This is a genomic window from Streptomyces violascens (assembly GCF_014649955.1).
In the GTDB taxonomy this organism is placed as follows: Bacteria; Actinomycetota; Actinomycetes; order Streptomycetales; family Streptomycetaceae; genus Streptomyces; species Streptomyces violascens.
Genome location: NZ_BMUA01000056.1, coordinates 1 through 20,110, shown reverse-complemented (window position 1 = coordinate 20,110; position 20,110 = coordinate 1). Strand labels below are relative to the sequence as shown.

Annotated in this window: 19 protein-coding genes and 5 pseudogenes; 16 read left to right on the top strand and 8 right to left on the bottom strand. The window is 67.8% G+C overall.

Features of this window, described 5'->3' with window-relative positions; all coding sequences use genetic code 11:
* Positions 1-209, top strand: a pseudogene (locus IE206_RS41515) (trypsin-like serine protease); the annotation flags it as partial.
* 291 nt (positions 210-500) lie between these two features.
* On the opposite strand, the gene IE206_RS41510 reads toward IE206_RS41515, so the two are convergent.
* On the bottom strand, positions 501-947 hold the full coding sequence (locus IE206_RS41510) for a phage tail protein (RefSeq protein ID WP_189971868.1): 447 nt from the start codon (positions 945-947) through the stop codon (positions 501-503).
* Between the two features lie 189 nt (positions 948-1,136).
* On the opposite strand from IE206_RS41510, the gene IE206_RS41505 reads away from it, so the two are divergent.
* The gene (locus tag IE206_RS41505) at positions 1,137-1,838 is read left to right on the top strand and encodes a hypothetical protein (RefSeq protein WP_189971866.1); all 702 of its coding nucleotides are present in this window, start codon (positions 1,137-1,139) and stop codon (positions 1,836-1,838) included.
* 488 nt (positions 1,839-2,326) lie between these two features.
* Complete coding sequence (locus IE206_RS41500; protein ID WP_189971864.1) at positions 2,327-2,863, top strand: hypothetical protein; 537 nt, start codon at positions 2,327-2,329, stop codon at positions 2,861-2,863.
* 283 nt (positions 2,864-3,146) lie between these two features.
* Here the strand turns inward: IE206_RS41500 and IE206_RS41495 are convergent, their stop codons facing one another.
* Positions 3,147-3,383 carry a hypothetical protein gene (locus IE206_RS41495; RefSeq protein ID WP_189971862.1) on the bottom strand — a complete coding sequence of 79 codons (237 nt, stop codon included), beginning with the start codon at positions 3,381-3,383 and terminating at the stop codon, positions 3,147-3,149.
* A 487-nt stretch (positions 3,384-3,870) separates the two neighbouring features.
* Positions 3,871-5,044: pseudogene (locus IE206_RS41490) on the bottom strand (glycerophosphodiester phosphodiesterase).
* Between the two features lie 1,061 nt (positions 5,045-6,105).
* Between IE206_RS41490 and IE206_RS41485 the strand changes: the two are divergent.
* From IE206_RS41485 to IE206_RS41450, 8 genes and pseudogenes are all read left to right on the top strand, one after another.
* Positions 6,106-6,843, top strand: a complete 738-nt coding sequence (locus IE206_RS41485; protein ID WP_229853389.1) for an antibiotic biosynthesis monooxygenase — start codon at positions 6,106-6,108, stop codon at positions 6,841-6,843.
* Positions 6,844-7,083: 240 nt separating this feature from the next.
* Positions 7,084-7,323, top strand: a complete 240-nt coding sequence (locus IE206_RS41480; RefSeq protein WP_189971860.1) for a hypothetical protein — start codon at positions 7,084-7,086, stop codon at positions 7,321-7,323.
* 737 nt (positions 7,324-8,060) lie between these two features.
* Positions 8,061-8,408 carry a YciI family protein gene (locus tag IE206_RS41475; RefSeq protein WP_229853390.1) on the top strand — a complete coding sequence of 116 codons (348 nt, stop codon included), beginning with the start codon at positions 8,061-8,063 and terminating at the stop codon, positions 8,406-8,408.
* Positions 8,405-9,643, top strand: a complete 1,239-nt coding sequence (locus IE206_RS41470; RefSeq protein WP_189971856.1) for an RNA polymerase sigma factor — start codon at positions 8,405-8,407, stop codon at positions 9,641-9,643. Before IE206_RS41475 ends, IE206_RS41470 begins: the two co-directional genes overlap by 4 nt.
* A 304-nt stretch (positions 9,644-9,947) precedes the next feature.
* Positions 9,948-10,138: pseudogene (locus IE206_RS41465) on the top strand (site-specific integrase); the annotation flags it as partial.
* A gap of 60 nt (positions 10,139-10,198) precedes the next feature.
* Complete coding sequence (locus IE206_RS41460) at positions 10,199-10,513, top strand: ArsR/SmtB family transcription factor (RefSeq protein ID WP_189971854.1); 315 nt, start codon at positions 10,199-10,201, stop codon at positions 10,511-10,513.
* A complete protein-coding gene (locus IE206_RS41455) occupies positions 10,510-10,923 on the top strand; it encodes an SRPBCC family protein (RefSeq protein WP_189971853.1) in 414 nt (137 codons plus the stop codon). Before IE206_RS41460 ends, IE206_RS41455 begins: the two co-directional genes overlap by 4 nt.
* A gap of 505 nt (positions 10,924-11,428) precedes the next feature.
* Complete coding sequence (locus IE206_RS41450) at positions 11,429-11,740, top strand: hypothetical protein (RefSeq protein WP_229853388.1); 312 nt, start codon at positions 11,429-11,431, stop codon at positions 11,738-11,740.
* Between the two features lie 488 nt (positions 11,741-12,228).
* Here IE206_RS41450 and IE206_RS43795 read toward each other — a convergent pair whose 3' ends face one another.
* Both IE206_RS43795 and IE206_RS43375 read right to left on the bottom strand, forming a co-directional pair.
* Positions 12,229-12,465 (bottom strand): hypothetical protein, encoded by a 237-nt coding sequence (locus IE206_RS43795; protein ID WP_373301073.1) that lies wholly within the window; start codon positions 12,463-12,465, stop codon positions 12,229-12,231.
* Positions 12,466-12,756: 291 nt separating this feature from the next.
* Positions 12,757-12,891, bottom strand: a complete 135-nt coding sequence (locus IE206_RS43375; RefSeq protein ID WP_268254472.1) for a hypothetical protein — start codon at positions 12,889-12,891, stop codon at positions 12,757-12,759.
* A 373-nt stretch (positions 12,892-13,264) separates the two neighbouring features.
* Between IE206_RS43375 and IE206_RS41440 the strand changes: the two genes are divergently transcribed.
* Positions 13,265-14,029 (top strand): adenylate/guanylate cyclase domain-containing protein, encoded by a 765-nt coding sequence (locus tag IE206_RS41440; RefSeq protein ID WP_189971849.1) that lies wholly within the window; start codon positions 13,265-13,267, stop codon positions 14,027-14,029.
* A 74-nt stretch (positions 14,030-14,103) separates the two neighbouring features.
* Here the strand turns inward: IE206_RS41440 and IE206_RS41435 are convergent.
* Both IE206_RS41435 and IE206_RS41430 read right to left on the bottom strand, forming a co-directional pair.
* Positions 14,104-14,886 (bottom strand): annotated as a pseudogene (locus tag IE206_RS41435) (class I SAM-dependent methyltransferase).
* A 42-nt stretch (positions 14,887-14,928) separates the two neighbouring features.
* Positions 14,929-15,318, bottom strand: a pseudogene (locus IE206_RS41430) (transposase); the annotation flags it as partial.
* A 165-nt stretch (positions 15,319-15,483) separates the two neighbouring features.
* Between IE206_RS41430 and IE206_RS41425 the strand changes: the two are divergent.
* The 4 genes from IE206_RS41425 to IE206_RS41410 all read left to right on the top strand — a co-directional run bounded on the left by IE206_RS41425 (position 15,484) and on the right by IE206_RS41410 (position 18,384).
* Positions 15,484-15,738, top strand: a complete 255-nt coding sequence (locus tag IE206_RS41425) for a hypothetical protein (protein ID WP_189971847.1) — start codon at positions 15,484-15,486, stop codon at positions 15,736-15,738.
* A 288-nt stretch (positions 15,739-16,026) separates the two neighbouring features.
* Positions 16,027-16,272, top strand: coding sequence for a hypothetical protein (locus IE206_RS41420; protein ID WP_189971845.1), 246 nt, complete (start codon positions 16,027-16,029; stop codon positions 16,270-16,272).
* A 754-nt stretch (positions 16,273-17,026) separates the two neighbouring features.
* On the top strand, positions 17,027-17,359 hold the full coding sequence (locus IE206_RS41415) for a PadR family transcriptional regulator (RefSeq protein ID WP_229853387.1): 333 nt from the start codon (positions 17,027-17,029) through the stop codon (positions 17,357-17,359).
* Entirely contained in the window at positions 17,359-18,384 is a 1,026-nt protein-coding gene (locus tag IE206_RS41410) for a hypothetical protein (protein WP_189971843.1), read from the top strand. Before IE206_RS41415 ends, IE206_RS41410 begins: the two co-directional genes overlap by 1 nt.
* 137 nt (positions 18,385-18,521) lie before the next feature.
* On the opposite strand, the gene IE206_RS41405 is transcribed toward IE206_RS41410, so the two are convergent.
* Positions 18,522-19,061 carry a hypothetical protein gene (locus IE206_RS41405; RefSeq protein WP_189971841.1) on the bottom strand — a complete coding sequence of 180 codons (540 nt, stop codon included), beginning with the start codon at positions 19,059-19,061 and terminating at the stop codon, positions 18,522-18,524.
* Between the last annotated feature and the right edge of the window lie 1,049 nt (positions 19,062-20,110).

Here is a 20,110-nt window from a genome sequence, read left to right as displayed (position 1 = left end):
TCAACGGCGCCCAGACCCTCGGCAACCGCGTACAGATCGGCCGCAGCTGGCAGAGCATGACGCTGTTCACCGCAGGGGACTTCGCGGGCACTGGCCACACTGATCTCGTCACCCGTGACGCCGACGGTGCCATCTGGGCCTACCCGGGCAGTGGCAAGATCAACGGCATGCAAACCCTCGGCAACCGTATCCGCATGGGCCTCAACTGACCGGCACGGCACGGCGGCACATATAGCAAGGGAAGGGCGGAGGAGGGCGGAACGAACCCGCCCTCCTCCGCCCTGTCTCCGGCGGCCCTGTCCGCCAGTCGTGTCCAAGACGGGCCCGGCCCTTCACCGGCGTGCGCCGCCTTCCAGGCGGATGACGTTCAAGCCCGCGGCGGAGAAGGCGTGCTGGAGACGGGCTTTCGGCAGGCCGCGCCGCCCCAGCCGACCATCCCCTGTACAGCGCGCCCCGGGCCCGAAGCGACCGATGCGGTCCGGGGCCTGCGGCGCGGCTTCTCAGCAGGTCTCGATGGTGAGTTCCTCGTAGGCGATGGTGACCTGTTCGGTGTTGGTGGGGATGCCTGTGGCGTCCATGGCCAGCTCCAGGCCGGTGGCCCGGGCGTTGCTGAGGCGGTAGCGCCTGACGGGGTTCTCGTCCACGTCGTACTGGACGACGGTGACGTTCCGCCGGGCCCCATCGATGTCGTGGTCGGCCACGCTGGCGTTGATCCAGTCGGTGACGGCTCGGCTGAGGTCCACGCCACGCGTGACGGTGATCTCACCGGGCCGGGCAGGACCGGGCTGCTCTTGGACCAGCGGTTCCCCGGTCCTGGCAGAGACCGGTCGTATCTCCACCACTGCCTGCTGCAGTTGCAGGCCGGAAACGGGCTGGATCGTCTCGACCTGGCCGCCGCCCAGATCGAGGGTAAACGTGCCGACCGGGCAGGCATCGCCCCTCACCATGAAAAACCCCTTCCTCCACAGGCAGTCGAGCCCACGGTATGGCGAGCAGCAGTGAGCCGGAAGACTGCTCCGAACGGCGGCGAGACTCTGACCCGCTTGATCGCGAACGGCCCCTGCGTGAGGGGGAGTAGCGTGCACGGACAGCAGCCGCCGCGATTTCCCACCAGCGCCGTGAGGAGACAAACCCCCATGGATTTCCCGGAGTTCACCGATACGGCGGCGCTGGCCGCGCTGGAGATCGAGGCGCTGCGCGCGCTCCACATCACGCTGCAGGATCTGCGGCACGAGTACGACTCCGCGCTCGCCCTGACCCAGCGTTCCTACCGCATGGAAGAGAACGCGGAGCTCTACACGCAGGGCCGGACTCTGACCCTCCATCCCGAGGCGCTGCACCAGGCGGGCTGTCTCGCCGACCGTTACGAGCGTGGCATCGGGCTGCTCGCCTGGCGTTATGCGAGCGCGGCCACGGTGCTGGGCACGGCGGTACTGGAGCGAGTGGTCCACGGCCGGCCCGCGCCAACAGCCGACCAGGTGACGGGGCTGTGTGACGAGCCGTCCCTGGGCGAGCTGCGCGAATGCCTCAAGGTCACGGGCCTGCTGATCGCCCGTGACCCCTGGTTTCGGGAGCAGCGCGAAGAGGAGCGGCAGATGCTGCTCGCCGGGGTGGAGGGCGCCATCGAGAACGCCACCGAGCTCGGTGAGGGTGTGCCCAGCGATACCGAGGCCGTGGCAGCTGGACGGCTCACCGCTTTCGACCGGGAGGGCGCGGACCCGCTGTATGAAGGCGTCCTCAAGCAGCTCCTGGTGTATGCGGACCAGTTCCCCATGGAGATCAGCTGGTTCCTGAAGCAGTCCCGCGCGGGCGCGCTGCCCCACCAGGTCCGCGCCTGAGCGGTATACCAAGCCGCCCGGCAAGCGGAGGGGAGCACCGTGGGAGCACGGTTTTGGGAGCCGGGGGATCTCGGACCGTTCAGCGGCACCGGGTCGCAGCCGCGCGCTCGGGCGGGGCAGAAGTGGCCTCGGCCAGGAACGTTCTGGTGCGTCGGCGATTGTTTCCCGACGACCTGGAGAGCTGCCTGCCAAGCCACCGAACGACCACGGCTTACAGAAAAATTCTCAAAAATTCTCTGCCTCTGTCTTCGCAGGTCACGGCGCTTTCTCTCGCTCGTATGCGGTCCAGAGGCGGCTATCGGGTGGCGGATGAGGGCACGGACGGCGTCTATCACTCCGAGCACTAGTGTGCGCCCGGTTCCACTACCGGGAGGACCGGGTCAATCCCGGCCCTACTGCCAGGGCCCCGATCAGACCGCGTTTGAGATCTCGGTGGGGACGGTGTCGGCATGCCAACGACCAGTTGACCTGTGGTGAATGATGGGATCGTGATCTCCAAGGAACGCGCCGTCGAGCTCATCGAGTCCTTCCTGGCCAGAGAGCTGCCGACGTGGCCATGGGGAGGGCCTGCCCCCACGCCGGACGTCTACCACGTGGAGGAACGCGCGGTCGGTTGGCTCGTCTTCTGGCGCTCGGCGGAGCAGGCCCGCGCCCGTGACGTGCGCGGCAGCTTCGTCGGCGGTCACTACCTGGTGGACCGGCATGATGGGAGCATCCACTACGTGCCCGCCGTCTGGTGGGAGGACGAGGGCTGGGAGGAGCAGTACCTCCGCCAGGTCAAGGGTGTCAGGGCGCCTGACCCGCTGGCCGCCTCTGTCCGTGCACTCGTACACTCCGCCGGGGTCGTGGTCGCGATGAGCCACCTGCGGAGGAACGCCCCGCGCTTGAGTCTGCAGGAAGCGAAGGCCTACGTCTTGGCTGTCCGGGACGGAGCCGAACCATCGGAGGAGCTGGCGAGCCTCACCCGGGAAGAGGAGAGCTGCCCACCTCTGCGTATCGAAACGCTGGCTGGTCCGGTCCAGTAGCAGTCCGCTCAAGGGGCCGAGGCCTGGGGGCCAGGATCAGGCCGAGGGTGTCCGTGACGATGAACCGCTTGCGGCCCTTGACCTTCATGGCGCGCGACGAGTGGGACCGCGCCGCCTTCGAAGGCTGAATCTTGCCCGCAGGAACCTGCCACGGGAGCGGCCGTCCTGACAGGGGCTGCGGGTTGGGTCACAGGCGCCGTCTGGTGGGCGCAGCGCCGGTGATCCGGCGGTGGGTTCCGGGGCCCACCGAGCCGTGGCGCCAGGCGCGGACTGGGTGTTCGGTTCAGGCGGCGCTGTTGCTGTCCGGGGGAGGCGGCGAGGAGTGTTGGATGCGCTCGCGCTCGACGTCGGCGTTGATCTCGGCGCGGCGGGTTTCGCCGCGTTGTTCGATATATGCCTTGCCCACCGCGCCCACGGCGGTGGCGATGGGGCCGGTCGCGGCCAGGATCTCTGGCCAGCTGGATTCGGAGAGTCCGGCCTGGGACGGCGGGGTGGGCTGGTCGGGGTCGCTAGTGGTCATAGCGATCAGCATGCGCCGAGCAGTGCGCTCCCGGCTACAGTCACGCGGCGGGGGCTGGGGAGTTGCCTCCTGAGACGGAATCTGTGGGCAAGAGGGCCAAGACGTCTTCGAGGGCTGAACGGTCAAGGCTCGCCCGCGAACTCCCCTCCAGCCAGGAGGCACGCCTGTTCATGCGCTATCCCCATCTGCCACGCGAACTCGCCGCACGCTGACCCCACGACTATGCCCTGGTCAGCCTGTCTTCTGGTGGATCCAGCAGCATGGCTCGGGATCCATGGCGTTCACCCGGCTGAGCCGTGGTTCACCAGACGTCTCAGAGTGTCTCGGCGAGCCTCGTGGTGGATGGCATACAGCGGGCTGGCGAGGCCCGGCGCGTCGAGGTGCGGGCTCATGGCGACGGTCCTCCCTGTTGGTCGTCGATGCGTTCTTGCATCTGTTCTCACGGTAATCCGTGTTCGAAGATCCGTGGCCGGGGCGGGCGGGGTCACTACCGGCGGAATTCCTCGGCGGCCAGCAGCGCGGTATCCGGGTCGTCGGAGAACAGGCCGTCGATACCGGTCGTGAAGAGCGCCTTGCAGTAGGCGAGCGACCTGCCGTAGTCACCGGGGTTCTTGCCGATTCGGAAGTCCAGCGGCAAGAAGCTGTTCTCGTTGCGCAAGGTATACGGGGTGAGGAACAGCCCCGCGGCGTGTGCGTCACGGACGAGCATGGTGGGCTTGCCGAGTCTGCCCTTGGCGTCCTGCGTGATGATCTGCGTCAGCGAGGGGCCGATGCCCTGGGCGAACTCGGCGATCCACCCGAGCCCCTCGGGGCTGAGGAGGTCGGCCGTGGTACGCGGGTCTCCGGACTCGACGAAGTCAGCGGGTTTGACGGACGGTTCATCGAGCAGGACGATCTTCGAGCACTGGACACCCAGCTCGTTGAGCCGCTGGAGGCTGCTGGGCTCGAAGGACTGCACGAGGTTCGGTGCGTGCGCGGTGTGCCGACCGTAGCGGCGCAGCAGCTTGGCGAGCGGCTCCTCGATGCCCAGGCCCAGTTTGCGGAAGTAGGTGGGGTGCTTGATCTCGGGGCAGATCCACAAAGGGCTCCCGCGGCGGCGTCCCTCACTCTCCGCCCACTGAAGGACCTCTTCGAAGGTGGGCACTTCCCAGTAGCCGTTGTACAGGGTGTTGTGCTGGCGGATGTCGGGGATGCGCTCTTTTGGCGCGCAGGGTCTTGAGTTCGGCGAGCGTGAAGTCCTCGGTGAACCAGCCGGTGATTTTCTGGCCGTCCACTGTTTTGGTGGTCTTGCGTCCGGCGAACTGGTGGTGGTCGGCGACGTCCGTGGTGGTGGAGATGTCGGGCTCGTGTCGGCAGACCAAATACCCGTCCCTGGTGGGGACCAGATCACCGGCTTCGACGACGTCCGCACCCATGTCGAGGGCGAGTTGATAGGCGCCGAAGGTGTGCTCCGGGCGGTAGCCGCTGGCACCACGGTGGCCGATGACGAACGGCTGCGGCAGCCTCGCAGGCCCCCCGGAGGCTGCCGGCCGGGAGGCCCGGTCCGACGGCTTCGGACCAACCGCGTACGCCCGGCCCGCGCCGGCCAGCACCACCGCTCCGGTGCCCAGGGCCGCAGCCCCCAACACCGTCCGCCGCCCCGGCTCGTACCCGTCGTGCATGCGTGCGCTCCTTGCTCTGTGTCCAGTCCGCACGGCCGGTGGAGAAACAGGCTTCTCAGGGATCTCCGGTGCCTCAACTGCTTCGGGAGGCCGGTTCACACGTCCCTCAATGCACCTTGAGCGTAAACAGGGACGGATGAGGTCCAGGGGAGGCAGGGCCGCGTCGCATGGACGCGAGGCGCATCAACTCTGCTGACAGCCCCGGCGGGCAGAGCAAAAAATAAGATCATCGGCTGGCGCGATGTGTGCGCCGTCAATACCGCCGCCGCCCATGGCCCAGCTCCGGCCCTTGAGCAAAACGCAACGGCCCGAGCGCCGAGACCCGGTCGGTCAATTTGTGCTGCCTAACTGGGCCACCATGCACGAACCGATGGCCCAGCAGTACGTCAACGTCCTTACCGAATGGATCAAGACCCTGCACTGATCACAGCGCAAACCCTGAGTAGGGTCGGGGAACCCTCCGCTCTGACGTGGCTACTACTGCAGGACCCCCGCGGGGATGCACACAGGCGGCCCACCAGGGTTCCAAACATTGGGCTCCAGTCGTTCGTTAGGTCCGCACCTGGGGTCTTCCTTGACGCTAGGGCCAACATGGCCGTAGCGGTTGCCGCCGCCGTCCGCGTTGATGGCTTCGCCGCTTGGCTTCGGCTGGGCCGGTGCAGCCTGGGCTGACGCGGTGGGGACCGCGAAGGCGATGAGGATCATCGCGGTAGTTGTGGCACGGACAAGGGAACGCATTTCCGTGATCATCTCCTTGTGGGGGCGTCTGCGCGGTTGTGGACTCAACTGCACTGGTGATCTACCCTGACCCGCCGAGCGTGCAGGTCCCCCATACGAAGCAAAGAAACGGCTCGGGGGTGACGATGCACGACGATGAAGAACGGATCCCGCCCATCGCCTCGCAAACCGCGTCGGGTCATGCAACTCGCGATCGACCATGTGCCGGTACTGATCAAGGACGCCGTGGCACAAGTTGCCTCCTGAGATCTGAGCTCCGGCTTGACCTCAACTGCGCTTGATATTTCATGCTGCTGGGCACACGGCGACGACAGGAGGTTCGTGTGACAACGCTTCAGCTGCCGGATCTGGCCCGGCCTGACGCCGGGACCACGCTGATCAGTGAGTGGATTGTGGATACACCGGACCGGCAGGACCGGGCGGGCCGCGCGCTGCTCGGGGAGTGGGGCGAACTCTCGGTCAGGTTTTCACCCGAGGCTTTCCTGCGGCTCAGCTGCTTCGCGAGCACGGACGGGCGTGTGCTGCTCAGTGTCGCGCAGTGGACCAGCGACGAGGCCCACCTCGCCTTCGTCCGCGAGCACCGGGCTGAGATGGTCGGCCGCATCGACCGTGAGATCCCGGGGATCCGGCGTCCCGGGCTGGTCCGCTACCGGTTGGCGCACACCGTCGTGCCGGCCGGCACCAGCGGCGACACGACCGACGTGGTCGTCCTCGCGCACGCCGAGCGTGAGCCGCCGGCCCATGCCGCGCGATGGGCTGAGGCCACCGCCGACCGGCTGCGGGCGGCTCCACCCCCGGGCATGGGCACCGCGCACGTGTTCGTAAGCGAGGACGGTGCGCGTGGCCTGCTCTACGCGCCGGTGGCTCGGGCGAACGGCGTTGCCGGTGCGCGGCCCTACCGGCTGCTCGGAGCCGTCGCAGGGCCAGGCGCCGGTGCGGACGTCGGCGGGCGCCGGATCGTGTCGCCGATCGTGCCGAGCGGAGGCATCGCGTGGACCAGAGCGGACCGGTTTCGGCCGGTCAAAGAGGCAAGCCGAGGCAACGACTCGGGGGTCCAGTAGCTGACACGGTTGTCGTCGCGGCGGGCCGGTCAGCAATGAGAGGTGCCCGGTGGTCAGGTGGCTGGCCTCGGCGAGCCGGTTCGGGTAGGAGCCGATGGTCTCGCCCTGGACGGGCGGTGGAGTCAGTGGCAGTACCTGCATCCGGTTGATCACGCGGTGCGCTTCTCGTTGCGGGATCGGCGCTGGCGTGCGCGCGGGAGGTTCTGCTGTTCGGCGTGCTCGCCCCACCCAAGGAACACCATGCCCGCCAAGACCTCCCGCACAGCGCTGTCTGCCGCCGTGCTGTCCGCCCTCGCCCTGCCTCTGCTCCTCGCTCCCAACGCCGGAGCCGTAGCTGGAGACCCGGCCGACTTCACTGGCCACGGCAACCGCGACCTGCTGGCCCTGGACAAGGACGGGACGTTGTGGGCTTACCCGGGCACCGGCAAGCTCAACGGCATGCAAACCCTCGGCAACCGTATCCGCATGGGCCTCAACTGACCGGCACGGCACGGCGGCACATATAGCAAGGGAGGGCGGAGGAGGGCGGAACGAGCCCGCCCTCCTCCGCCCTGTCTCCGGCGGCCCTGTCCGCCAGGAGACATGTACGTCACCGTGCACGGCATCGACTGATCAGCCGCCCGATCGCGCGCTCGCGAGCGTGGCCCCACAGCCGCAGGGGCGCGTCGCAGGCCGGACACGACGCCAGCGCACTCGTCCCGGACTCTGCCACGACGATCACGAACCTGACGACAGCGTCGACGCAGCGGTTGGCTTTGTCCACGAGAACCTGAGAGCTGACACCGGTTGTTCGTCAGCGGCGACAACACCTGCTGTTGCCGGAGAACGATGTCGCTGAGTTTTGACACCGCCGGGGTGCTTGCGATGGGACCATCGGGGTGCTCTGCGAGGTGAGGGGTCCTGTACTGGTGAGCTCGCGTACTCAACTGTCGCCAGTTCTCGGACGAGGCGGGGGCGACGGCCCCTGTGCCGAGGTCGGTCTCGGTGGGACACTGCGGCGGTGTCGGGATTCGCGAGGGGGGCACGGCACGGCCTCGACGATGGTGATCGAGACTTGGGCCGGGGGGGGGCCGGGCTGCGTGGGATCGAACGGGCCTGAAAATTCTTCCGTGCGGGTTGTCGATCTGCAGCCTCGCCATTCGTCATCCCGGTGTTGCCGCACCACGGGCAACGCACGAACCCGACGAAAGACGAAAGAGGAGTTCACCGTGAAGTACATGCTGCTCATCATCGGCACCCAGGACGCCGAGCCCCCGGCGGCCGAAGCCGACCAGGGCCTCATGGAGGCGTTCATGGCGTACCACAAGGCGGTTTACGACGCTGGCGTCATGGTCGACAGCAACGTGCTGGACTCCTTCGAGACCGCCACCTCCGTCCAGGTGGGCAAGGGCGGGGAGCGCATCGTCTCCGACGGGCCCTTCGCCGAGACCCGGGAGTATCTGGGCGGCTACTACATCCTCGACCTCCCCGATCTGGACGCCGCGATCGACTGGGCTGCCCGCTGCCCCGGGGCCCGCGCCTGGCGGGTCGAGGTGCGCCCGATCCAGGACTTCAACCTGTCATGAGCGGCGGGCGGGCGGCCGGCCTGGTCGAGGCAGTGTTTCGTGAGGAGCGGGGCCGGCTGCTCGCCATGCTCGTGCGCCAGTTCGGTGACCTCGACCTCGCCGAGGATGTCGCGTCCGAGGCCGTCGAGGCCGCACTGGAGCGCTGGCCCGTCGACGGGGTGCCGACGACACCCGTGGCCTGGTTGCTCACCACCGCGCGGCGCAAGGCCGTCGACCGGTTGCGGCGGGACAGGGCCTACGCCGAACGACTCGCGATCATGCACGTCGAGGCGCGGCACCTCGTCCCCGCGGTGCCCGAGCGGGAGAGCGACGACGTCCCCGACGAACGGCTGCGCTTGTTCTTCACCTGCTGCCATCCCGCACTGTCGGTCGAGGCCCAGGTCGCGCTGACGCTCCGGTGTCTCGCGGGGCTGTCCACACCCGAGGTGGCGCGGGCCTTTCTCGTGCCCGAGGCCACGATGGCGCAGCGGATCGTGCGGGCCAAGCGCAAGATCCGCGACGCACGGATCTCGTTCCGTGTGCCCGAGGCCGACGAGTTGGCCGGGCGCATTCCCAGTGTGCTGCGCGTGGTCTACCTGATCTTCACAGAGGGCTATGCCGCCAGCGCGGGCGAGGACTTGGTACGTCACGACCTGACCGACGAGGCGATCCGGCTGGCACGGATTCTGCACCGGCTGTTGCCCGCGGAACCCGAGGTGAACGGGCTGCTCGCGCTGCTGCTCCTGGTCGACGCCCGTCGCGCCGCCCGCGTCGACGCGGCGGGGGAACTGGTGTCGCTGGAGGACCAGGACCGTGCCCTGTGGGATGCCGACCGCATCGCCGAGGGGTGCGCCCTGGTCGTCGCCGCGTTGTGCGGGCCTCGCTCCGGCCCGTACGCGCTGCAGGCGGCGATCGCGGCCGTGCACGATGAGGCCGCCGACGTCGCCACGACCGACTGGCCGCAGGTCGTGGCGCTCTACGACGTGCTGTTGCGGGTGTCTCCGTCGCCGGTGATCGAGCTCAACCGGGCGGTGGCCGTGGCGATGCGCGACGGCCCGGAGGCTGGTCTCGCGGCGTTGGACGCGCTGAACGCCGACGCATTGCGGGGCTACCACCCGCTCCCGGCGGCGCGGGCGGATCTGCTGCGCAGGCTCGGTCGCACTGCCGAGGCGGCCGCGGCCTACCGGGCCGCGCTCGAGCTCGTCGACAACGAGCGGGAGCGGGCCTTCCTGCGCAGGAGACTGGCCGACCTCTGATCACTGACAATCAGGTCCGGCGCGTACGGTCAAACCCAGGCGTGTCCCCACCCCACTTCCCCGCGCCGAGCTCCAGCTCGTCATTGAGCACCGTCCAGTGCTCTACCAGCTCGTCCATGCCTATCGGCTGCCGCCCCACGGCCGGCTTTGTCGGTGAGAGCTGACACCGGTTGTTCGTCAGCCGTGCTCTCGTGGGCAAAGCCACCCCACCCGGTGCCCTGTCCCCAGCTGACCTTCCATAGATCAGTTGAACCTGCATGCGCCCTGTTGCTGAGCTTGTCCGCGAACGGTGGCAACGCACTGGTGGGACCTGCACGAGTATCGCCACTCCGCCCTGACCCACCTCGCCTCGGCGAGCAACGCGCCTCCCTGCTGATGCTGATGGCCAGGTCGAGGCACAAGAAGCCGGAGAGCGTCCGCCGCTACTTCAAGCCGTCCCCCGAGGCGATCTCGGCACTCACCAGTCTCCTCGCGCCCGGAGACACCCGGCGCTGATTTACCAGAATGTGTCGGGAAAACTTGACGCGTCGGGTTTCTCCGACGCATGCTGGTGGCATGCCTACGGATGTGTTCGGCGTGCTGGCCAATCCGGTGCGCCGCAGACTGCTCGAAAGCCTGCGCGACGGGCCTCGCTCCACCGGTGAGCTGGCCGGGATGTTCGAGCTCGGGCGGCCCGCCGTCTCCGAGCACCTGGCCGTGCTCCGTACCGCCGGACTGGTGCGGGAGGAGCCGCGTGGCCGGCACCGTTTCTATCACCTCGAACCGGCCCGGCTGGCCGAGGTGAGCGAGTGGCTGCATCCGTTCGAGCACTACTGGAAGCAGCGCCTTGAGGCGCTGTCCGATCTCCTGGACGAGGAAAACAGCTCATGACCACCGAGAACGACACCATCACCTGCGAGAAGTTCCTGCCGCATCCCCCGGCGGCGGTGTGGAAGGCCCTGACCGACCCCGAGCTCCATGCCCGCTGGTGGGCCGCCGGCGACATCAAGCCCGTCGTCGGGCACCGCTTCACCTTCGACATGGGCAACGTCTTCGGCCACCAATCCTGCGAGGTGACCAAGGTGGACGACGAGCGCCTGCTGGCCTACCGGTTCGCCGAGGGCACCCTGGACACCACCATCACCTGGACCCTGCACCCCGAAGACGGGGGCACTCGCCTCGTCCTGACCCACGCGGGCTTCGACCTCGACTCCCCGATGGGACGCCAGGCGCTGGCGGGCATGGGCAACGGCTGGCCCCACGTCCTGGACAACCTCGCCCAGACCCTGGCCGCTGCCTGACCCGACGCGACAGCGTGACGCTTACCCGCCTCGCGGTGACGCCTTCCGTCACGGCCGTTCGGAAGCGTCACCCCCCCGTCGACCCGAGGCGCTTCCTCGCTCTCCAGGCCCTCGTTCGGCAGCAGTTTCGAGCAGTACACCGAGTCGCTGCGCTTCCTCACCGAGACGCCCCAGCCACAGACCGGGCACCGGCCCTCGATATACGTCGGCTCTCCGTCCCACCCCAACGCCTCGATGCCGCGGACCCCCGCGAGCTGGAAGACGTTCTGCTCCGCGACCGTCTCCAGGATCAAGTCGACGCCGCAGCAACCGTCATCCCCAGCCCCTGCGGCCACCTACACCCCGGTATGTCCGGTTCCGTGCTGGTGCACGCCGTGCCCCGGGCGGGACGCTGACGACCAACCTCATGCCGAAAGGGGCATGACAAAACTCGCTAGGGGAGCTCATGAGGAGGAAAACGCGTCACGCCCTTGCAGTGGCGCTGGGGGCCGTGACGGCGGTTGTCATGACTGTCGGCCCTGCCCAGGCGAAGGCAGCCGCCCCGTGGGCCAACTGCCCGGACGGAGCCGTCTGCCTGTACCCCGAGGGCCAGGACCCCGCCCAGACGCCCAGCCAGAAGTTCTGGAGCTACGGCGCTCACAACCTCAGCGGCCAGTACAACTGGCACTGGATCCTCAACAACCAGTACGGCGGCGCACACGCGAAGCTGTGCGACGGCTACAACGGGACCGGATACTGCCACGGCGACATGGCACCACAGAACGGCTGGTGGGCCTACTTCACACCGATCAACTCGGTCGTGCTCTACCTGCCGTGAGCCGGCGGGGCCGCTCGTCCGCACGGGCGGCCCCCAGGCCGCGCGCTTTTTCACGCCGCCTGCAGGCCCCTACTGAGGGCGCGCCGTTCGTCGTACCCCGCCTGGGCCGGCGGTGGCCTGGTCGTGGCACACCGCTGGCTGCGGACGGCGGGACATCAGCTCTCCGGGCAGGTGTCGAGCATTTCGCCCAGTGCGTTCTTCTCTGCCTCGGTGATGTTGAGTTCGCAGGTGTGCTTCATGTCGATCCAGGCCCGCGAGTAGGTGCACCAGTACGACCTGAGCGGGGGCTTCCACTGGTCGGGGGTCTGGTCGCCCTTGGAGCGGTTGGAGGCGGCGGAGACGGTGATGAGCTGGGAGTGGGTGAGGTCGTTGGCGAAGGCCTTGCGCCTGGCGGTGTCTCACAGGTCTGCTCCGGCGCGCCGGCCGGCGGCGAGCGGCACCATGTGGTCGATGTCGACCTGGCTCGCCGCGGTCAGGGTTTTCCCGTCTTACTCGCTGTACCAGGTGCCCTGGACTGCCCGGCACTTGTCGTCCTGAGCGACGTTGTGCCCGTCGCGCTGCAGGACGACCTCGCGGGTGTCGCACTGGCCGTACTGGGTGGCCCAGTGCGGGAACTTGGTCCGGGCGTAGCCGGTCATCGCATGCGGGGCTTCCACATTCAAGTCGCCGAGCTCGTCCCGGGCGATGTCGGCGGGAGGCGGTTCGGGCAGGGCCCGGCGCAGCACAGGGGCGGGGGGCAGCGGCGGCGGATGCCGGGGCGGCGGTAGCCAGGACCGAGGCGAGGCCCGCAAGGGTAATGGCGGCGCGAAGCCACCCGCGAGAAGTGATCATGCGACAAGAGATCGCGTCCCGGGCGTGCGGTGATGGCGCTCGTGGGATCTCATCACTCATCCGGGGACGCGCCTTCCACCGGTGCTGACATGGGGGAGAGCGGCGATGGAGCCGCCTTCCAGGTACGCGGTGCGCACGGTGTCGGTCTTGTCCGGCCTCGGGGAACATCGCGTAGAGCGAAGATCTCACTTGTCGCGCTGGGCTGGGCCCCATTTGCGTACTGCCCACACAGCAATTGCGGTGTAGGCCGCCGTGATCAGGCTGGCGGGGAGCTCGGTGAGCAGGCCCTGGACGGCGAGGGTAAGCGCTGTGTCGATCACGGTGTCTCCCGGTGCGTTTCCGATGGGTCACACCTAGGTTTGATCTGGCCGCAGGCGTGCTGACGTGGCCTGACGTCCCCAGACAACTCGCAGATGCACGACTTCGGACGCGGTAAGTTGCCCGTCGGACGCAATTGGACGCTTCTGGACACGCTGCGGGGGATCAACCATGGCCCGGCTCACGGCTCCCACATTCCCGCCCGGGTCTCGCAAGAGGCTGAGCGATGAGTTGCACCTGGCTCACCGGCGGGTGGGATGGCCTTCGGTTCGGGAACTGGCCCGTGCACTGGGCGTCGGAGTGGTCAGCTCCAGCAGGGTTCACGACGCTTTCACGAAGCCCCGGCTGCCGACGTGGGGGCTGGTGCTGCTACTGGTGACCGAGTTCGCGAAACGAACGCCCGGGGCGGATGCGGCAGCCGAGGTGAAGCGATTCCACGCTCTGTGGGACGCGGCCGCGGAAGCGGATTCTCCGCCGCAGACCACCGATGAACCAGGGCTGGCCCAGGAGGTGTCTCTTAGAGTGACCGACACTGCAACGGTCTTTCATGTCCCCGCCACGAGGGTCGAAGGGCCCACGCCGCGGAGCCTGCTGCTTGCCGATCTTGAAATGTTCAGCAGGCGAGACGATATAGAGCAGGCGTACCTGCGCCGGATGCTCTTCGGCCTCCTTGACCGCGTCGCGGAGGCAGCCGACGTTGCCCCGGCGGCACGTCGTCAAGAGGACCGGGGCGATGGCGTCATGGAGTTGATCGACGCTGGTGTCCCCATGCCCGACCTCCTGCGCGCCGTGCTCACAGTCATCCCTGCCACACTGCGTCAGGTCAACCGACTTGCTTCCGGCTCAGTCCAGCTCCGTCCGCGACTGGTCCTGTCCACGGGCAACGTGACCGTGGACGAACACGGTTGCTGGGTGGGCTCTGCGCTCAACGACGCCTGCCGCCTGCTCGACGCAGAGGCAGTGCGGGCGGCACTGCACGAAGGCGAGGACGCCCACGCGCTGTGCGTATCGAATGCCGTCTACCAGTCGACCGTGCGCCACAATTTTCCCGGCATCAGCGCGGAGGAGTTTCGCGAGATCGCCGTCCCGGCGAAGGGCGGCGTGCTGCAAGCGTGGCTGCACCACCCACTGTCGGCCTAGTGCTCTGAGCGGCAACGTTCACTGGTTCGCCATGGATGAACGGAAAGTTGGGCAGGTCGGAACCGATGTCTGGACTACTGCGCTGAGGGAGCGCGCTGTGCGGTGAGCACGGGCTGGTAGTACCCGCTGGAGGCCGGACTGTGCCAGGTGATGTTGGTGAAGCCAGCTTCGGTCACGAATTCTGTCAGCTGCGGGGGCGTCAGCGCCCAGTAGGTGCTCCGGCGGACCCGGACATGCCAGGTGGCCTCCGCAGGGATGAGCTGGAAGTGCTATAGGTCGTAGCGCTCGCCGTCTTCATGCCAGTGCCACAGCTGGAAGGTGATCGCTTGGCCGTCGAGTGTTTCCGAGACCTGGGGAGGTGTCGACGTGGGTCTGGTCTGGCGCGCCTCGCCATAGGCCCGAATAGTGATCATCAAGAGTCCGTCGTCTCGGAGCACCCGTCTCATGCCGAGGAGTGCCGTCCGGAGATCTTGCCGGGAGAGTAGGTGCGGGAGCGAGTTGTCCGCGCAGAGGACGACGTCGAACGACGTCTCTTTGAACGGCAGTTGGCGCATGTCAGCCGCAGCGGCCGGAAGCCGGCTGCCACGGGCGGCCGCCTCGGCGGCGGCCCGCGCGGCGGCGACCGGGCTCAGGTCGCTGCCGACGACCTGGTGCCCGGCCAGGGCCAGCCCGATGGCCTGGGTGCCGATCCCGCACGAGCAGTCCAGGACGGTGTGCGGTCCCGCGCCGAGAGATTGACGGAGGAGCCCGCCCAGTACCTCGGCCTGGTAGGCCATGCTCGCGTCCCAGTCCCGGAACATGAGGTGGTAGTCGTGGGCCAACTCGTCGTAGAAATCCCGCACGGAGAGCTCGGACATGTATCCCACCGTAGTGCGTGTCCGCCGGGGAGGGCTGGCAGTTCAGGCAGCGGCTGCCTGACTTCGGCCGCCCCAACGGATGCCCTTCTCGCTGCGGATACGGGCGCGTTCGCGGCGTTGGGCGGCCAGCACGTGGGGGTGGCGGGTGTTCGCGTTGCGCCAGCGTAGGTAGGCGTGGAGGGCTCGGGTCTGTGCGGTGTGGTTGCGGTGGTTGGAGTTGGCGATGGTGAACTGCCGCAATGGTCCGAAGTGGGCCCCGATCGGGTTGGCCCAGGACGCATACGTCGGGGTGAAGCACAGCTCGACCCGGTTCTTCTTCGCCCAGCGCCGGATGGTCTCGCCCTTGTGGGCGGAGAGATTGTCCAGGATGACGTAGATCGGGGCGCCGTCCGGGCGGGCCGCCCGGATTGACCTCAGCGCAGTCAGGGTGTTGATCTCCAGCGGGTTCTTGTACTCGCGGTGGAGTGGTTACGTCCGGCATATGCCCGTGAAGGCCGACTCGCTCGCGGACTTCGGAGCCTGACATCGTCCGCGCCCGTGGTGAAGACCACGCGCGAATCCTGGCCGTTGCCCGGCCAGTTGGGCATTCTGTTGTGTATGCGTCTTCCCGCCCACCGCGCGTTCTGCCAGCCGCGCCGGTCATGGTCCCGCTGCGGCCAGGACGCGGCTGTCATGCCGTGCGGCCGGTTCGCCCGTCACGACAGCCTGGGGGAGAAACCCTTCGTCGGCTGGCCGCTGCTGTCCTGCAGCGGGTCGCTCAAGGACGCGCCCCTCGGCCACCGCGCCGAACGGACCGTCCTGTTCGTGGAGCTTGAACCGGCGGCCCTCGTCCAGCCAGCCCTGTTCGGATAGGCCGCCGCATGTCCGAGTACGGGTGCGTCGAGTGCGGCCACCAACGGCTTGTCCACTCGGTCATTCGCGGCGGCAGTTGCCGGGGCAGCCTTTCCTGCGCATGCCGAAAGAGCCGTTCAGGCATACCCGAACCGCCCCGCCCGGCCCCTGAACCGGACGAACCGTCCGAACCGAAATGCGGCGAATGTGAGTCACCGTTCGGGGTATGCCGGTGCGACTCCTGGTGGGTGCGTGAGCAGGAACCCTACGGTTCCTGCGGCGGATGCGGCGGATGCGGCGGATAGCCCGTTGACCCGGGACGACTGGATACTCGCGATCTTCGCGTTCACGCCGCTGGCCCTGTTCGCGATCGGACTCACCATCGACATGGTCACCGGTAACGGCGGCTCCGCCACCACCGCCTGCCACGGTTGCGCGCACGCGTACAACGTTCACAACGGCCCCGATACCAAATGCCTGGTTGAGGACTGCGGTTGCTGGTCATACAAGGATCCGCCCGAGGAAGGTCCCGTCCCCCTCGGCTGCGGTGGCTGAACACGGGAGTCGATACCGGCCGTTCGCTCATCAGTACAGCGGTTGGCGCTGGGAACGATCACGGCCCGCTCGGTGCGAGTGTGCTGACCCGTTCTCGTATTCGCGGCGGGCTGCGAGTAGCGGACCACGGTCGTGCAGCCGGTGCGGTTCTCGGGAAGGCGTTGTCATCCCTGGACGGCGAACCGGGACTCCTCCGCATGCTGGTGAGGCCTTCCTAGTGCCTTGATCAGGCTGCTTCGAACGCTGACAACCTGGCCCCTCTCCGGCGGCGAGACGCGATAGCTCATCGTGCGCCCCACCCTGCCACGGGAGTGGCCGTCCTGACAGCGTCTGCTCGGGTTCACGGCGGCCGACCTGCGTGAGCAGGCCGAGGCGATCAGCACCGGCCAGCCGTACGAACTGCGGATCGCCCTCACCTGAACCGCGATGGATGAGCGGCAGTGCCAGACAGTATGTCGCCGCCCGCGATCAGCACGGTCCCTCAGCCGGCCCCGCGGTGGGATGGGTGGTCCGCAGGTGGATCCCACAACTGCGGCCCAGTGGCGATGACGGGCTGGCTGGCGGTTTGCGGATGACAGTTTTGCCGGACGTCAGTCGATACCCCGGGTCCAGGACCGTGGAGTTGGCGAGCGGGCGCCGGACGGTGGCAGGACGGTTGAGCAGGCAGGACGTGCTCCGCGGGTGGCACTCATACACCTCTTCTACTATTCTGATTTCCGTACTAGTTGAGAGTTCGGAGAGGGGAGCGGTGCCGGTGGCTTCACCTCAAGGGGCATGGGCGCGCGCGCTGCTGCAACTGTGCCTGCTGGGCGTCTTGGAGTCCGAAGGCCCCAGTTATGGCTATGCGCTGCTGGGTCGCCTGTCCGCGGCTGGGCTCGACACCGTGAAACCCGCCACTCTCTACCCTGCGCTGACCCGTCTCGCGGAGGAGGGCACGGTGGAGATTCGGTGGGCGGCGGGGGAGAGCGGTCCGGGACGCAAGTACTACAGCATCACGGAGAAGGGGCGGTCCCTCCTTGGCGATCAGCGCAGGGCGTGGGGGGACTTCAAGACGACGGTGACAGCGCTGGCAGAAGGGACGAAATGATGGCCGCGACGGCGGGAATCCGGTGGGCGCGCAAGGAGGACGAGCGGTGGGCCGCTTCCTTCAAGCTTCGCTTCGTTACGGAGTTCCATCCCCCCACGCAGCTGGTGGACCAGGTGCTGTCCGAGGTCCACGAGGCAGTGACGGAGACCGGCCAGCCGGCGCGCGACCTGTTCGGTGAGCCGCGAGCCTACGCCGACCGCGTCTCGGCCGACCGCGTCGAAGAGATGCACACACAAGGGCAGGACCTGGGCGGGGCAACACCCGGTGAGCGGTTCACCAACGCGCTCACGATGGCGGGCCTCTGGGCACTGGTGGTGTCCGCGGTGCACTGGGCCCGCGACGGCGTGTGGGCTGACGTGTCGCCGGCCTCGCTGGCAGGCATCGGGGCCCTGACCGCAGGCGTCGTGATCGGGTGCCTGGTGGGAGCACTGCGCACGGCGGGGCGTGTGCAGGCTGCACGGGCCTGTACAAGTGCAGCAGTACTAGCGGTGATTGTGGGGATCGTCGCCCTGGTCGTGCTGCCTCGCCACGGCTTGTTCGCGCTGCCGGTTCCGGCGCTGTGCGCCGTCTCGGCGGCCGTGATGGCCGGTGCGCACAGGCTGCCCGACGCCACGGCCGACAGGTGGTTCACCCGGCAGAGCAGCGAGGACAGCGAACAATGGATGCAACACCTGGACGGGCTGCTGCGCGGGCCGCACGGCATCCCGGCGCACCAGGCACATGATTATGTGGCAGAAGTCCGCTCCCACCTGGCGAGCGCCTCGGGACTGACGGCAAAGGGCGAGTTCGGTGATGTGGAGACGTACGCGGCCCGGCTTGCCGCCGGCCCCCGCCGAACAGAACGGGTGCTGCGCCGCAAGGCGCGCTTGGCCGCAATCCTCGCGGCAGCCCTCGCGGTGGCCAACATCGATGCGCTGCGCAGCGCAGAGGTGACCTCCCTCTGGTTCTGGTTTGGGGCGCTGGCTGCGGCCTTCGCGCTGGGCTACGCGGCCCTGCAGTACCGGGACTTCCGCCACCAGCGGTAAGCACAACAATTCGGCGTCGGATGAACCACGGCTTTCACCCGACGCCGAGACAGCAGAAAAGGATCCGGAAACGGACCTCCGCTTCCGGACCCTCCTCAACCGCCATGCCCCTCACACATCAGCGAGGCAACGGGGCATCAGAAACAGTTGGACTGAATCGCGGCAACGCCCAGGATGTCGAGCGCGGTGTTGCCCGCCGCCGCCTTGAAGGCGGCCATGTCCTTGGAGACCCACAACAGCTTTGCCGCCTCCGCGACACCGCCGAGCCCCTTAATGGCCTTGTACGCCTTGGAAGCCGGGATGAACGCCGCACCGACAGCGGCAACGCACTTGGTGTACTTCCAGGCATCGCCCCAGAAACTCATCGGGGCGATGCCCCCGGCGGGCGCCTTCTCCCCACGCAGCGCCTGGAGCGCCGCACTCTGCGCCTGCTTGTCCCCCGGGTACATCGCCCCGACGACCTGTTCCATCGTGCGGTTCTTTGGCAGTGCGGCCAGCCTGTCGTCCAGGCCCTCAGTCTTGATCTTCGGTACGCCGGCGTCCTGCTGGAGCTGCTGAGCGGCCTGGGCCGTGGCCGCCTCACGCTCGTGCTTGGCCTCGGTGGCCGATGCCAGCGGAGCGGTGACCCCCAGGGCCACAGCTGCCATCGTCGAAGCGGCGGCAACACGTATGGGCATGCTGATCTTCACGTTGTGCTTCCCCTATTGCGTACAACCGCAAGGGGGCGTGGAAGCAACACCCCGGAAAGATTTGCACACACGAGATCCGGCGTGCATTTCACTCCCCCCTCGCGCGAAACTGCCATTGCTTTCCGCTAATTGGGGCGGTCTGGTCAGGTCCGGCCCCCGCGGCGCAACGAACGTATCTCGACGCGATCATGGCCTTCAAATCAGTCGGCCTGTGAGCATGATCACGCCTGCGGGTTGAAACGCTCAAGTGAGGATTACCTCCGCCCCTATGAGGGCATGTCACAGCCCAATGGCCGACTCCCTCAAGTCCACACGGAACTCAAGGAGTTGACGGGACAAGAGCCTCACTATGCAGCCCGCCTGAGTGCGGGGCGCCAGCGTCAGAGTCTTGACGAATGACACCGGCGGGGAGGTGGACTACGTAACCCCCTGCATGTTCTCGCAGTTGGCGGGTCATGGATGTTCTCAATCTCGATGCCCCGGTGGCGCGCGACTACCCCGAGGGCCCCGTCTGCCGCTGCTGACCCTCGCCGAAGCCCGGGGCACGGTGCGCCTGCTTCAGTACCTGGCGGACCGCGATGATTCGCCCGCGAACTCCCCTCCAGCCAGGAGGCACGCCTGTTCATGCGCTATCCCCATCTGCCACGCGAACTCGCCGCACGCTGACCTCACGCCATGCCCTGGTCGGCCTGTTCTTCTGGCGGTGCTTACAGCCGTGAAACCCACGGAAGGCTTAGCTTTGATTCACCGACCAACAGTCGCTCTTGGGAACCGACTTGAAGACATGCGTGTCGCCTGAGCTGGGGTGATGAGACCTCGTGCGGGTCGGAATCCGCCGGGCGAGAGAACACCCACGAGATGCAATCCCCCACGCACTTCAGCGGTTTGCGGGATCCCGAACGGGACGCGGCCGCAGGCGGGGGGCCCGACGTCGGATGGTCGCCTGGCCGGTTGGCTCTTGCGGGGATGGCGCCTGTTCTACTGAGTTTTTCGTTAGTTCTGTGGGTGCAGGGGCTGCGGAGGTGTGAGGATGCTGG